At 70.8% G+C, this 13,482-nt stretch carries 15 protein-coding genes, 1 tRNA gene and 1 riboswitch; of the genes, 5 read left to right on the top strand and 11 right to left on the bottom strand.

What is annotated here, in order from left to right:
- Positions 1-317: 317 nt before the first annotated feature.
- Genes ACFYOV_RS14875 through ACFYOV_RS14860 form a run of 4 tightly spaced genes read right to left on the bottom strand, consistent with a single transcriptional unit; the run spans position 318 to position 3,755 of the window.
- Positions 318-1,112: a DUF1707 domain-containing protein gene (locus tag ACFYOV_RS14875; protein ID WP_389087396.1), complete on the bottom strand. Its 795-nt coding sequence runs from the start codon at positions 1,110-1,112 to the stop codon at positions 318-320.
- A gap of 33 nt (positions 1,113-1,145) precedes the next feature.
- Complete coding sequence (locus ACFYOV_RS14870; protein ID WP_389087394.1) at positions 1,146-2,183, bottom strand: ATP-binding cassette domain-containing protein; 1,038 nt, start codon at positions 2,181-2,183, stop codon at positions 1,146-1,148.
- Complete coding sequence (locus tag ACFYOV_RS14865; protein ID WP_389087391.1) at positions 2,141-2,962, bottom strand: ABC transporter permease; 822 nt, start codon at positions 2,960-2,962, stop codon at positions 2,141-2,143. The genes ACFYOV_RS14870 and ACFYOV_RS14865 overlap by 43 nt, the downstream gene beginning before the upstream one ends.
- Entirely contained in the window at positions 2,955-3,755 is an 801-nt protein-coding gene (locus tag ACFYOV_RS14860; RefSeq protein WP_389087389.1) for an ABC transporter permease, read from the bottom strand. Before ACFYOV_RS14860 ends, ACFYOV_RS14865 begins: the two co-directional genes overlap by 8 nt.
- 255 nt (positions 3,756-4,010) lie before the next feature.
- On the opposite strand from ACFYOV_RS14860, the gene ACFYOV_RS14855 reads away from it, so the two are divergent.
- Positions 4,011-6,398 (top strand): transglycosylase domain-containing protein, encoded by a 2,388-nt coding sequence (locus ACFYOV_RS14855; RefSeq protein WP_389087386.1) that lies wholly within the window; start codon positions 4,011-4,013, stop codon positions 6,396-6,398.
- 13 nt (positions 6,399-6,411) lie between these two features.
- Here the strand turns inward: ACFYOV_RS14855 and ACFYOV_RS14850 are convergent, their stop codons facing one another.
- The 3 genes from ACFYOV_RS14850 to ACFYOV_RS14840 all read right to left on the bottom strand — a co-directional run bounded on the left by ACFYOV_RS14850 (position 6,412) and on the right by ACFYOV_RS14840 (position 7,630).
- Positions 6,412-6,732, bottom strand: a complete 321-nt coding sequence (locus ACFYOV_RS14850; RefSeq protein WP_389087384.1) for a DMT family transporter — start codon at positions 6,730-6,732, stop codon at positions 6,412-6,414.
- A gap of 33 nt (positions 6,733-6,765) precedes the next feature.
- Positions 6,766-6,825, bottom strand: a riboswitch (guanidine-III (ykkC-III) riboswitch).
- A gap of 74 nt (positions 6,826-6,899) precedes the next feature.
- Positions 6,900-7,256 carry a GroES family chaperonin gene (locus tag ACFYOV_RS14845; RefSeq protein WP_389087381.1) on the bottom strand — a complete coding sequence of 119 codons (357 nt, stop codon included), beginning with the start codon at positions 7,254-7,256 and terminating at the stop codon, positions 6,900-6,902.
- 44 nt (positions 7,257-7,300) lie between these two features.
- Entirely contained in the window at positions 7,301-7,630 is a 330-nt protein-coding gene (locus ACFYOV_RS14840; RefSeq protein ID WP_389087379.1) for a DUF3618 domain-containing protein, read from the bottom strand.
- A gap of 140 nt (positions 7,631-7,770) precedes the next feature.
- On the opposite strand from ACFYOV_RS14840, the gene bcp reads away from it, so the two are divergent.
- From bcp to ACFYOV_RS14825, 3 genes are all read left to right on the top strand, one after another.
- The gene (bcp, locus tag ACFYOV_RS14835) at positions 7,771-8,238 is read left to right on the top strand and encodes a thioredoxin-dependent thiol peroxidase (RefSeq protein ID WP_389087376.1); all 468 of its coding nucleotides are present in this window, start codon (positions 7,771-7,773) and stop codon (positions 8,236-8,238) included.
- A 133-nt stretch (positions 8,239-8,371) separates the two neighbouring features.
- Complete coding sequence (locus tag ACFYOV_RS14830; protein ID WP_389087912.1) at positions 8,372-9,031, top strand: HNH endonuclease signature motif containing protein; 660 nt, start codon at positions 8,372-8,374, stop codon at positions 9,029-9,031.
- 546 nt (positions 9,032-9,577) lie between these two features.
- Positions 9,578-9,652: transfer RNA gene (locus ACFYOV_RS14825), tRNA-Leu, on the top strand.
- 58 nt (positions 9,653-9,710) lie between these two features.
- Here the strand turns inward: ACFYOV_RS14825 and rdgB are convergent.
- The 4 genes from rdgB to ACFYOV_RS14805 form a co-directional block, all read right to left on the bottom strand.
- Positions 9,711-10,313 (bottom strand): RdgB/HAM1 family non-canonical purine NTP pyrophosphatase, encoded by a 603-nt coding sequence (gene rdgB / locus ACFYOV_RS14820; RefSeq protein WP_389087374.1) that lies wholly within the window; start codon positions 10,311-10,313, stop codon positions 9,711-9,713.
- A gap of 41 nt (positions 10,314-10,354) precedes the next feature.
- Positions 10,355-10,753: a hypothetical protein gene (locus ACFYOV_RS14815; protein WP_389087371.1), complete on the bottom strand. Its 399-nt coding sequence runs from the start codon at positions 10,751-10,753 to the stop codon at positions 10,355-10,357.
- Positions 10,754-10,899: 146 nt separating this feature from the next.
- Positions 10,900-11,637 carry a ribonuclease PH gene (rph, locus tag ACFYOV_RS14810; RefSeq protein WP_389087369.1) on the bottom strand — a complete coding sequence of 246 codons (738 nt, stop codon included), beginning with the start codon at positions 11,635-11,637 and terminating at the stop codon, positions 10,900-10,902.
- Between the two features lie 86 nt (positions 11,638-11,723).
- Entirely contained in the window at positions 11,724-11,957 is a 234-nt protein-coding gene (locus tag ACFYOV_RS14805; protein ID WP_260827502.1) for a PTS glucose/sucrose transporter subunit IIB, read from the bottom strand.
- Between the two features lie 195 nt (positions 11,958-12,152).
- On the opposite strand from ACFYOV_RS14805, the gene ACFYOV_RS14800 reads away from it, so the two are divergent.
- On the top strand, positions 12,153-13,463 hold the full coding sequence (locus ACFYOV_RS14800) for a PTS transporter subunit EIIC (protein WP_389087365.1): 1,311 nt from the start codon (positions 12,153-12,155) through the stop codon (positions 13,461-13,463).
- Positions 13,464-13,482: the final 19 nt, after the last annotated feature.

Raw genomic sequence — 13,482 nt, 5'->3', positions numbered from 1 at the left:
GCCGACGCACCCACGACCTGCCGGATTGCGCGACCGACGAAGACGACGAACGCCCACGGCCGGACAAGCCAAGACAGCACACGCTCTCACCCACCCAGCCGACCGGGCTCCCACCTGGACACCGGCCGCCCGGGCCGCACGCGTCATCGGCGCCGCGCGGCGCCCGCCCTCAGGGCATCGAACCGTTTTCGGCCCCGCGCGGCCGGCAGGGCGGTGGCGATCCGGCGGAGCGCACAGTCACGCGGCACGGGCCTGTTCCGCCCGGAGCCGGCTTCCGGCGCTCGCGCGCCCCGCCACCGCCCCGGGCGGAACCGGTCTCACTCCCCGCTGCGGCGGTTTTCCGGCTCGTAGGGCCGGTCCGTGTGCGAGCCGTGCAGGCCGTGCAGGCCGCCCGGGGACGCGTGGCCCTCGGAGGGGTCCAGGGCTCGGCGGGCCGCCTTGCGCTCGAGCTTCTCCTGGCGGCGTTCCTCGCGCAGGCGCTGCTTCTCCGCCCGAGGGAGCTTGCGCTGGACGCCGACGCCGCCCCAGAAGGCGAAGCCCGTGACGATCACCCGCGGGGCGCCCGGGTCGCCCGGGACATCCTCCTCACGGTGGTCGAAGCCGCCCATGACGCCGATGCCGCGCACCACGACCTCGACACCGGGCGGGACGATCACGTCCACCCCGCCCATGATCGCCACCGCGTTGATCACGATCTCGCGGTCGGCGAAGTACGCCTCGCGCAGATCGATCTCCCCGCCACCCCAGAAGGCGAAGCAGTTGAACCGCCGCGGCGCCGTCCAGCGCCCCCTGCGCTGGAAGCCCGACATCACCGCCACGGCCCACGTCGACGTCCCCTCGTCGCCGCCGCCGACGATCCGGTCGGACCAATCCCCGCCCGGCCGCGGTTCCTTCGTCAGGGACACCGCGGGGACGGGCGCGCCCGGCCCGGGCAGATCCCGGGTGATCGGCGCCAGTTCACCGTAGGTGCGCGCCCGGTACGTGGCGTCCAGCCGCTCCCCGAACTCCTCCATGTCCAGGCGCCCCTCCGCGAGGGCCTCCCGCAGGATGTCGGCGACCCGTTCACGGTCGGCGTCGGAGGCGCGGAGGTCCGGGACAGCGTCGTCGGTCATACACAGCAGCCTACGAGTTCCCCCGGCACCGGGCTACGACAGCGCCCGCCCGGCCCGCCCCGCGCGCTCCGCGTACATCGTGGCGATCACCGCCTCGATGTCCGGCTCCCGCACCGACAGGTCCACCAGCGGATACTCCGCCGCGATCCGCGCCACGAGCGGAGCCGCCGACTCCGACGCCGGGAACGCCAGCCACTGCCGCGGCCCCTCCACCCGTACCACCCGAGCCGGTGCCGGCACCACGACCGGCGGCAGCTCCCGCTCCAGGTCCACCACCAGCGTCCGCTCGCTCTCCCCCGCCTCGCGCAGCCCCGCGAGCGGGCCGTCGTACATCAGCCGGCCGTGGTCGATCACCATCACCCGCGAGCACAACTGCTCGATGTCCTGGAGATCGTGCGTGGTCAGCAGCACCGTCGTGGCCCGCTCGGCGTTCAACTCCCGCAGGAAGCCCCGCACCTTGGTCTTGGAGATCACGTCCAGACCGATCGTCGGCTCGTCGAGGTACAGCACGTCCGGATCGTGCAGCAGCGCCGCCGCGATGTCGCCGCGCATCCGCTGCCCCAGGGACAGCTGCCGTACCGGCACGTCCAACAGCTCCGCCAGGTCCAGCAGTTCGACCAGGCGGTCCAGGTTCTCGCGGTAACGGGCGTCCGGGATGCGGTACATGCGGTGCATCAGCCGGTAGGAGTCGATCAGCGGCAGGTCCCACCACAGGGTGGTCCGCTGCCCGAACACCACCCCGATGCGGTGCGCCAGCCGCGTCCGCTCACGGGAGGGGTCGATCCCGGCGACCCGCAGCCGGCCGCCGCTCGGCGTGAGGATCCCGGTCAGCATCTTGATCGTCGTCGACTTGCCCGCGCCGTTCGGCCCGATGTACCCGACCATCTCGCCGCGCGCCACGGTGAACGAGAGCGAGTCGACGGCCCGCACGCGCCGCCGCTCCCGCCGCAGGAAGCCGGACCTCCTGCGCACCTCGAACACCTTCTCGATGCGTTCCAGTTCGATGAACGCCTCCGCCACACCCGCCCCTAACTCCCCGTGCTCCGATACGACCGCAGACCGGCCCGCCACGCCACCCCGGCCGCCGCACAGCACACCACCGCCACCAGGGGCGGCGCGAACGCCGCTCCGTCCGGCAGACCGAGCGGATACGGCCGCTCCAACACATAGGCGGCGGGCACCCAGTTGACGAAGGCGAGTGGCAGGACGAACGTCACCCCACGCACCAGGTCCTTCCCGAACACCGTCGGCGGGTACTGCAGGAGCGTGGTGCCGCCGTAGGTGAACGCGTTCTGCACCTCGGCGGCGTCCTGCGCGAAGATCTGGAAGACCGCCCCCGCCACGAACACCGCCGAGAAGAGCGCCGCGCCGCTGATCACCATCACCGGAACCAACAGGGCCTTCCCCGCACTCCAGTCGACGTCGGCCGCCACCAGGGCCCAGCCCAGCACCAGCCCGCCCTGGACGATCCGGCCCAGGCGGCGCGGCGCGAAGTGGTCCGCCGCCACCTGGGCCAGCATCGGCGCGGGGCGCACGAGCAGCGTGTCGAACGAACCGTCGCGCATCCGGGCACCCAGCACGTCCGTCGACCCGAACACCAGGTGGGCGATACCGAACGAGGTCGTCGACGCCCCGTACAGGAAGGCCACCTCGGGCAGCGTCCAGCCGCCCAGCGAGTCGACCTGGGAGAACATCAGCAGGATCCCGACGAAGTCCATGCCGGTCATCACCAGGTTGCCGACCAGGGTGACGGCGAAGGAGGCGCGGTAGGTCATGCCGGACCGCAGCCACATCCCGGCGATCAACCCGTAGGCACGCAGCCCCTCGGCGAGGGTGCTCCGCTCACCCACCCTGCACCACCACCCGCCGCGTCGCCGCCGACTGGAGCAGCCGCCCCGCCGCCAGCAGCACCACCGCCCACACGGCCTGGAAGGCGAACGCCCGCAGCGGGTCGGTCTCCCCCATCAGCACGTCCGCCGGCATCTGGACCTGCGCCGCCCACGGCAGCACCCGCACGACGTCACCGAACGCCCCGGGGAAGACGTTCAGCGGCAGCACCATGCCCGAGAAGAAGACACCCGCGATCATCAGGGCCTGGGAGACGCCCATGCCGTCCATCAGCCAGAACACACTGAGCGCCGCGAGGTAGCGGATCGCGAAGCTGACGACCGCCGCCAGCAGCAGCGCCACCAGGCAGGCCGCCCAGGCGGAGAACTCCGCGGGCAGCGCCATCGGGAACACCAGCGCACCGAACGCGAACGGGACCACACCCCGCCCCAGCATCTGGAACAGCGCCCGCCCCACATCGCTCGCCAGCCACCACAGCTGGAGGTCGGCCGGCCGGTACAGGTCGACGGCGATCTCCCCCGTGCGGATCCGGGCCATCAGGTCCCTCTCCGCGCCGCCGCCCTGAAGGGCGAGCGTCGCGTACAGGGCCTGCCCCAGCCACACGTAGGTGACGGCCTGCGCCTGGTCGTACCCGCCCAGGTGCGGTCTCTCGTCCCACAGCGCCAGATACGTGGAGGCGAGGACGACACCGAACGCCGTGTTGGTGAACACCCCGGCCGCCGTCGCCGCCCGGTACGTCGCGAAGCGCCGGAAGGTCCCCGCAGCCACCGCCGCGTACAAGCGCCACGCGCCCACACCCACGGCCCTCCCCACCAGCACCGGACACCGAAGCGCAGGAGCCTAGTGCCGGGGCCGGGTCACCGGCCAGGCATTTTCCGGCACCTTCCGGGGCGTTGCCGGCCCCGTCGCGGGCAGGTGTGTGAGATCCCGCATCCCAGCACGACGCGCGCCGCGGACGGGGAACTGATCGCCGGATGCGACAGTCTTCAATAAGAGGAGCGCACTAGGCGTACGTGAACGAACGAGGCGAAACAGGAGTCCGTGCCCGACATGAGCCACGAGCCGCAGCCGCAGCACCCGGACCAGGGCTGGGCGCAGGGAGAGCCGCAGGTGGCCGGCGCCCCGCAGCCCGCCCGGGAGGAGGGCAGGCCCCGGCGCACCGGCTGGCGACGGCTGGTCCCCACCTGGCGGACGGTGCTCGGCACCTCCATCGTCGTCGCCCTGCTGCTCGTCGGCGGCTTCTTCCTCGGCTACACCCTGGTGAAGATCCCGCCCGCCAACGCCCTCGCCACCAAGCAGGCCAACGTCTACCTGTACGCCGACGGCTCCGTGATCGCCCGTGACGGCGAGGTCAACCGGGAGAACGTCACCCTCTCCCGGGTCTCCAAGGACGCCCAGCACGCCATCCTGGCCGCCGAGGACCGCGACTTCTACAGCGAGTCCGCCGTCGATCCCAAGGCCATGGTGCGCGCCGCCTGGAACACCGCCACCGGCAAGGGCAAGCAGTCCGGCTCCACGATCACCCAGCAGTACGTGAAGAACTACTACCTGCGCCAGGAGCAGACCGTCACCCGCAAGGTGAAGGAGTTCTTCATCGCGATCAAGCTGGACCGCGAGCAGAGCAAGGACAAGATCCTCGAGGGCTACCTCAACACCAGCTTCTTCGGCCGCAACGCCTACGGCATCCAGGCCGCCGCCCAGGCCTACTACGGCATGGACGCCAAGGACCTCGACGCCGGCCGTGCCGCCTACCTCGCCGCCCTGGTCAACGCGCCCAGCGAGTACGACGTCATTGCCCACCCGGAGAACCGCGGAGCCGTCGAGGCCCGCTGGAACTACGTCCTGGACGGCATGGTCGAGAAGGGCTGGCTCGCCGAGTCCGAGCGGGCCGGCCTGAAGTTCCCGATGCCCAAGGAGACCACCGTCTCCACCGGCATGTCCGGGCAGCGCGGCTACATCGTGCGCATCGTGAAGGACTACCTGATCCAGAACCGGCTGGTCAGCGAGGAGTCGCTGGACGCGGGCGGCTACCGCATCACCACCACCCTGCAGAAGGACAAGCAGGACGCCTTCGTCGACGCCGTCAACGACAAGCTGATGGACCGGCTCGACAAGAAGAACCGCAAGGTGGACACCTACGTCCGGGCGGGCGGCGCCTCCGTCGACCCGAAGACCGGCAAGGTCGTGGCGATGTACAACGGCATCGACTACGTCAAGCAGTACACCCCCAACGCCACCCGCCGGGACTACCAGGTCGGCTCCATTTTCAAGCCGTTCGTCTTCACCGCCGCCGTCGAGCACAAGTCCAGCACCCAGGACGGCCGCCTCATCACCCCGAACACGATCTACGACGGCACCAACAAGCGCCCCGTCCAGGGCTGGAGCGGCGGCCAGTACGATCCGGAGAACGAGGACCAGGTCTCCTACGGCGACATCACCGTCCGCGAGGCCACCGACAAGTCCGTCAACTCGGTGTACGCGCAGATGGCGGTGGACGTCGATTCCAACAAGGTCATGCAGACCGCGATCGACCTCGGCGTGCCCGAGACCACTCCGGAACTGACCCCCTCGCCGTCCATCGCGCTCGGCGTGGCCACCGCGAGCGTCCTGGACATGGCGGAGGCGTACGCGACCCTCGCCAACCACGGCAGGCACGGCACCTACACCGTCATCGAGAAGATCACCAAGGACGGGCACGAGACGGTGGAACTGCCCGCGCGCAACACCCGCCAGGCCGTCAGCCGCGAAGCCGCCGACACCACCACGTCCGTGCTGCGCAGCGTCGTCCAGAACGGCACCGCCTCGGCCGCGCAGGCCGCCGGCCGTCCCGCCGCCGGCAAGACCGGCACCGCCGAGGAGGACAAGGCCGCCTGGTTCGCGGGCTACACCCCGGAGCTGGCCACGGTCGTCGCCGTCATGGGCCAGGACCCGGTCACCGGCGGCCAGGAGAAGCTCTACGGCGCGATGGGCCTGCCCCGCATCAACGGCGGTGGCGCCCCGGCAGAGATCTGGGCCCAGTACACCCGCGAAGCCCTCGAGGGCGAGCCGGTCAGGGACTTCGACCTGCGCCTCCAGCCCGGCGCCGACCAGGTCCAGCCGCCCGCGCCGGAGTCCCCGGCCGAGCCGACGCAGGACGAACCCGCCGACGAAACCACCGAGACGCCGGACGACGAGGAGACCGGCAGCCCGGCACCGAGCCGGACGGACGGCCAGACCCAGGGCCAGACCGACGGCGGCACCACGGACGGCACGGACACCGGCGGCAGCACGGGCGGCACGGACACCGGCGGCACCACCGACGGCGGCACGGACACCGGCGGCATCACGGGCGGCACGGACACCGGCGGGGACACCGGCGACGGAGGGACCGACGCGGGCGACACCGGCGGCCAGGGCGGCCTGACGGGCGCGTTCCCGCAGGTCGCACGCCGGGAGTAGACGGACCGCCCGCTCAGTGCCCGGAGGTCGCCTTCAGCCCCACGACGGCGATCAGCAACAGGCAGATGAAGAAGATCCGGGCGGCGGTCACCGGCTCCCCCAGCACCACCATGCCGAGCACCGCCGCCCCGGCCGCGCCGATCCCGACCCACACGCCGTAGGCGGTACCGATGGGCAGGGTCCGCGCGGCGTACGACAGCAGCAGCATGCTCGCGACGATGCCGGCACCGGTGAGAACACTGGGCACGAGCCGGGTGAAACCGTCGGTGTACTTCATACCGACCGACCAGCCGACCTCGAGCAGACCGGCGACGACGAGCAGAACCCAGGCCATGACGGGCACCTCCGGGACACGAACGGCGAACGGGGTGCGTCGTCTTTGCCTTCACCCGGTACGGCGCGTCTCGTCGGGTCCCGCTGGGTCCCTCCACTGTAGCCAGGACGACGGGAAGGGGCCGGTGACGCTCGTCACCGGCCCCTTCCCGCGTCGAAGCGGTGGCACTACAGGTACAAGCCGGTCGAGTCCTGGGACCCCTCGAAGCGGTCCGCGGCCACGGCGTGCAGATCGCGCTCACGCATGAGCACGTACGCGATCCCCCGCACCTCGACCTCGGCACGGTCCTCCGGATCGAACAGCACCCGGTCGCCCGGCTCCACGGTGCGTACGTTCTGCCCCACCGCGACGACCTCGGCCCAGGCCAGCCGCCGGCCGACCGCCGCCGTGGCGGGAATCAGGATGCCGCCCCCGGAACGCCGCTCGCCCTCACCGGTCTCCTGCCGCACGAGTACGCGGTCGTGCAGCATGCGGATGGGCAGCTTGTCGTGCTGGGGGCTGTGCTCGTTTCTCTTGGCGCTCACGCTGTGAAACCTACCTGCCTTCGCCGTGGGCGTACGCGGGCGGGTCAGCCCCTGCGGCGGCGGGTGCCCAGGGCCAGCAGCCCCACCACCCCCACCACCAGGACCGCGACCGGCACCACCCGCTCCAGCCGGGGCCCGCCCTCCTCGTCCACGAACTGCGCCTTCACATCGCTCACCACGCGGTTGACGCCGACGTAGGCCCGCCCCAGCGTGTGGTCGATGTTGGACGCGACCCTGGCCCTGGCGTCCCCGACGATCGTCCTCGGGTGCACCCGCACCCCGATCTCGTCCAGGGTCTCGGCCAGCACTGCGCGGCGGCGCCTGATGTCCGCCTCGATCTGCGCCGGGGTTCTGGTGTCCGCCGTGTCCGCCACCGTGTCGCCTCCGAAATCCGCTGATACCTGTGCCGGACAGTCTGTCAGCTTCGCGCCGGACCGCACCGTCAGGACCCCCGGTTACCCTCGATCCCGGCACCCGATCCACGCACCGCGTACGTACGAGGAGACCGAGACCGATGAGCGAACGCCTCCAGCCCGGGGACGAGGCCCCCGCCTTCACCCTGCCCGACGCCGACGGCAACGAGGTGTCCCTGGCCGACCGCAGGGGCCGCAAGGTCATCGTCTACTTCTACCCGGCGGCGCTGACCCCCGGCTGCACGAAGCAGGCGTGCGACTTCACCGACAACCTCGACGTCCTGGCCGGCGCCGGCTACGACGTGATCGGCATCTCCCCCGACCAGCCGGAGAAGCTGGCGAAGTTCCGCGACAAGGAGTCCCTGAGGGTCACCCTGCTGGCCGACCCCGACAAGAAGGTCCTCGACGCGTACGGCGCCTTCGGCGAGAAGAAGAACTACGGCAAGACCTACCTGGGCGTCATCCGCTCCACGATCGTCGTCGACGAACAGGGCAAGGTGGAACGCGCCCTGTACAACGTCCGCGCCACGGGCCACGTGGCCAAGATCATCAAGGACCTGGGGATCTGACCCACTCCGCCCCGGAACGGCCCGTACCCACACCCGGTACGGGCCGTTCCGCATTCCGGGCGTGACCGTCCGACAACCGGTTCGTTGGTCCGTGCGAGGGGGCGAACGGGTGGTCGAGGACGGAGGGGGTTCGATGGCGGCGAGCGCGTACACCAAGGAACGGCTGGAGGAAGCAGCCCGGGGGGCGCGGACACTGTCGGAGGCCTTGGTGCGGTTGGGGGTGGATCCGACAAGTTCGACGCGGCAGTACGTCCTCCGGCGGATGAGGAGGCTGGGGGTGGACGTCTCCCACTTCGAGCACGAGGGGGCGAAGTGGACCAAGGCAGTCCTCGAGCCCGCTGTCGCTCGGTCGACGAGCGTCAACGAGGTCCTGCGCCGCCTCGGGCTCGCCCCGGTCGGCGGCCACCATACGAACATCTCGCGGCGCATCAAGGCATACGGCATCGACACGTCGCACTTCACTCCGGTCGTCCGCACAGAACGCCAGCGGGACAACCAGCGCCGCCGGTCGGCCCAGGAGATCCTCGTCGAGGACACCTCGGCACATGCCACGCGTACACCGGGACGCCGTCTCAAGAGAGCCATGGGGGAACTTGGTGTGCAGATGTGCTGCGCGATGTGCGGCATCAGGCCGGTGTGGCTCGGACACCCACTGCCGCTTGAGGTGGACCACATCGACGGCAACTGGCGGAACAACCGGATCGAGAACCTGAGGCTCCTCTGCCCCAACTGCCATTCGACAACGGACAAGTACCGAGGTCGAGGCAAGAGGCTGACCGAGCGGGCCGCATGACCGGCCGCGAGCGGCGATGCCGGAGACGGCCTCGTCCCACGACCGGCGAACTGCAGGCGGCGGTGGCGGCGTCGGTTTCTCTCGCGGATGTGCTACGCCGCCTGAATCGCCCCGACAACGGCTCGCAACGCGCTCAGGTGCGCAGGTGGATCACCGAGGCAGGCCTTTCGACGTCGCACTTCCTGGGCCAGGCCCACCAACGGGGCAGACGGAGCGCGCACGCCGCAGGGATGGCAGAGGTACTGGTCCGGCACGACAAGGCACATCGGACACCTACCAAGCGACTGCGCCGCGCGCTCGTCGAGGCCGGGGTGCCCGAAAAGTGCGCCCGCTGCGGAGTCGGCCCCGAGTGGCTCGGACGGCCGATGACGCTGGAGGTCGATCACATCAGCGGTGACTGGCGGGACGATCGCCGCGCGAACCTGCGACTGCTGTGTCCGAACTGCCACGCCGTGACCACCACCTGGTGCCGAGGAGGCAATCGGTGGGCGAGTGACGGACCCGTGACCGGTGCGCTCGGCAGCCCAGTAGAGTAAGCCACGACGTGGGCCCGTACCCCAGCAGGCCAGAGGGCGCCGGTTTAGGTCCGGTGTGTCGTGGGTTCGAGTCCCACCGGGCCCACACGGAAACGAGCCCCTGCCGCCTTGGCTTCAAGGCGGCAGGGGCTCGTTTCCTGCCCTCAGCCCAGCAGCTCCCGCACCACCGGAACCAGTGCCCGGAACGCCTTGCCGCGGTGACTGATGGCGTTCTTCTCCGCCGGGGAGAGCTCCGCGCAGGTCCGCGTCTCGCCGTCCGGCTGCAGGACGGGGTCGTAGCCGAAGCCGCCCGTGCCGGCGGGGGTGTGGCGGAGGGTGCCGCGCAGTTGGCCCTCGACGACGCGTTCCGTGCCGTCGGGGAGGGCCAGGGCGGCGGCGCAGGCGAAGTGGGCGCCGCGGTGCTCGGTGGGGACGTCCGCGAGCTGGGCGAGGAGCAGGTCGAGGTTGGCCCGGTCGTCACCGTGACGGCCGGACCAGCGGGCCGAGAAGATGCCGGGGGCGCCGTTCAGGACGTCGACGCAGAGGCCGGAGTCGTCGGCCACGGCGGGCAGGCCGGTCGCACGGGCGAGGGCGTGGGCCTTGAGGAGGGCGTTCTCGGCGAAGGTGACGCCGGTTTCCTTGACATCGGGGATCTCGGGGTAGGCGTCGGCACCGACGAGGTCGTGGGTCAGGCCCGCGTCGGCGAGGATCGACCGCAGTTCGGTGATCTTTCCGGCGTTGCGGGTGGCGAGGATCAGGCGGGTCATGGGGTCCAGTATCCCGGGCCCCGTGACCCGCCTGGCGTGCGTTACGGCGTGCAGACCTTCGTCAGTTCGCCGGCCGCGTCGGTGACCGGGCCGATGTCGGGGGTGGAGTCGCCGTTCTCGATGGACGTGCGGACGTTGTCGACGGCCTTGTCGAGGTCGGAGACGGCCTTGTCGACGTCGGCGTTGTCGGTCTTGTCGCCGATCTCGCCGAGGTTCTTGTCGATGGAGTCGAGCGACTTCTCGAGCTTCGACGGGTCGTCGGCGGCGCTCTCCACGGCCTGCTGGAGGTCGGTGACGCTGTCGGCGACGGCGTCGGCGGTCTGGACGCAGTCCAGCGCCTTGCCGACGGCGTCGCAGCCGGTGGTGAGTCCGGCGGTGAGCGCGACGGCCGCCAAGGTGGCGGCGACGGCAGCGGTGCGGCGTCGGCGGCTCGCGGCCATGGAACGGTCCTCTCTCGTCGGGCCGGGCGGCCCTGGTCGCTGACCGGGCGCACAGGATGAGCCGTGCGCCCGTACTTCTTCAGACGCCGGGGCGGCCGGCGCGGTTGCCCCGCGCCCGGTCGCCCGCTTCGGCGTGTCCTTCACCTTTACCTGTCGAGGAGGCCGTCGAGCGCGGCGCGCTGCGCGGCGGCCAGGTCGGTGCAGCCGGCGACGGCGAGGTCGAGGAGCGCGTTGAGCTCGTCGCGGGCGAAGGGTTCGGCCTCGGCGGTGCCCTGGACCTCGACGAAGCGGCCGTCGCCGGTGCAGACGACGTTCATGTCGGTGTCGGCGCGCACGTCCTCCTCGTAGCAGAGGTCGAGCAGCGGGACGCCGCCGACGATGCCCACGGAGACGGCGCTGACGGTGCCGGTGAGAGGCCGGCGGCCGGGCCGGACGAGCTTCTTGCCCTGGGCCCAGGCGACGGCGTCGGCGAGGGCGACGTAGGCGCCGGTGATGGCGGCGGTGCGGGTGCCGCCGTCGGCCTGGAGGACGTCGCAGTCGAGGACGACGGTGTTCTCGCCGAGGGCCTTGTAGTCGATGACGGCGCGGAGGGACCGGCCGATGAGGCGGCTGATCTCGTGGGTGCGGCCGCCGATGCGGCCCTTGACGGACTCGCGGTCGCCGCGGGTGTTGGTGGAGCGGGGCAGCATCGCGTACTCGGCGGTGACCCAGCCCTCGCCGCTGCCCTTGCGCCAGCGCGGGACGCCTTCGGTGACGGAGGCGGTGCAGAGCACCTTGGTGTCGCCGAAGGAGACGAGGACGGAGCCCTCGGCGTGCTTGCTCCAGCCGCGTTCGATGGTGACCGGGCGGAGTTGTTCGGGCGTGCGGCCGTCGATTCGAGACATGGCGCCGAGCCTATCCGTACCTGCGCGAGGGCCCCTTCCCGCGGTGGGAAGGGGCCCTGGGGATGCGTCCCGGGGTCGGCCGGGGTTCACATCATGTCTTCGATCTCCGCGGCGATCGGGTCGGCGTCGGTGCCGATGACGACCTGGATGGCGCTGCCCATCTTGACGACGCCGTGGGCGCCGGCGGCCTTCAGGGCGGCTTCGTCGACCTTGGCCGGGTCCACGACCTCGGTCCTGAGGCGGGTGATGCAGCCCTCGACCTCTTCGATGTTGTCGATGCCGCCGAGCCCGGCAACGATCTTCTCAGCCTTGCTGGCCATGTTCGTTCTCCCTGATCCGAACCGCTTTGTCGCAGTAACCCACAGTTGGCCCATCTTCGCGAGCGGTTCTGGCGTGGCTGCCGAAGGATGGCCTCACGACAGCGGAACCGTCCGTCCGTGGAACCCCGTCCGTGGATGGTCTACACCACCGGGCGGACCGTCGCCAAACCCTCAGCTCCCGATAAAGGGGAACGGATGAGTGCCGACCGTCCCGCACCCGAGGCCGAGAAGGCGGTCGGCCCGGGGCGCGAACGCTGGAACCGGCTGTTCCAGGGCTTGCAGAAGATGGGCCGGAGTCTCCAGCTGCCGATCGCCGTGCTGCCGGCCGCGGGCATCCTCAACCGCCTGGGCCAGCCGGACGTGTTCGGGGAGGACGGGCTGGGGTGGACCGACGTCTCCAAGGTGATGATGGGCGCGGGCGGCGCCCTGCTGGACGGTTCGCTGGGACTGCCGCTGCTGTTCTGCGTGGGCGTGGCCATCGGCATGGCGAAGAAGGCGGACGGCTCGACGGCGCTGGCGGCGGTGGCGGGGTTCCTCGTCTACTTCAACGTGCTGCGCCAGTTCCCCGAGGACTGTCCGGAGGGGTCGCGGGCGGTGCCGAACGTCGGCTGTCAGGTGACGGACGGGACCGTGACGGCGTTCACGTACCAGAACCCGGGGGTGTTCGGCGGCATCGTCATCGGTCTGCTGGCTGCGTACTTCTGGCAGCGCTTCCACCGCACCAGGCTGGTGGACTGGCTGGGCTTCTTCAATGGTCGGCGGCTGGTGCCGATCATCATGGCGTTCGTGGCGATCGCCTTCGCCGCGCTGTGCCTGTGGGTGTGGCCGCCGATCGGTGACGGACTGGAGAGTTTCAGCGACTGGCTGAGCGATCTGGGGGCCTGGGGCGCGGGGGTGTTCGGGATCGCGAACAGGGCGTTGCTGGTGGTGGGTCTGCACCAGTTCCTGAACGTGCCCATCTGGTTCCAGTTCGGCAGCTACACCAAGCCGGACGGTTCCGTGGTGCACGGCGACATCAACATGTTCCTGGCGGGTGACCCGGACGCGGGCCAGTTCACCTCGGGCTTCTTCCCGATCATGATGTTCGCGCTGCCGGCGGCGGCGCTGGCGATCACGCACTGCGCACGGCCCGCCCGCCGCAAGGAGGTGGGCGGTCTGATGCTGTCGGTGGCGCTGACGTCGTTCGTCACGGGCATCACCGAGCCGATCGAGTACTCGTTCCTGTTCGTCGCGCCGCTGCTGTACGTGGTGCACGCGCTGCTGACGGGCGTGTCCATGGCGGTGACCTGGGGGCTGGGCGTGCACGACGGCTTCAGCTTCTCGGCCGGTCTCATCGACTACGTCATCAACTGGAACCTGGCGACCAGACCGTGGGCGATCATCCCGATCGGTCTGTGCTTCGCGGCCGTGTATTACGCGATCTTCCGGTTCGCCATTACGAAGTTCGACCTGAAGACGCCGGGGCGGGAGCCGGAGGAGGAGGTGGAGGACACGACCAAGGCGTAACGCCGCGCAGTCGCTCTGT

Origin of the sequence: Streptomyces sp. NPDC005931 (assembly GCF_042871235.1) — a bacterium.
In the GTDB taxonomy this organism is placed as follows: Bacteria; Actinomycetota; Actinomycetes; order Streptomycetales; family Streptomycetaceae; genus Streptomyces.
Note: the sequence above shows the minus strand (reverse complement) of the source record. Positions and strands in the feature narration are given on the sequence as shown.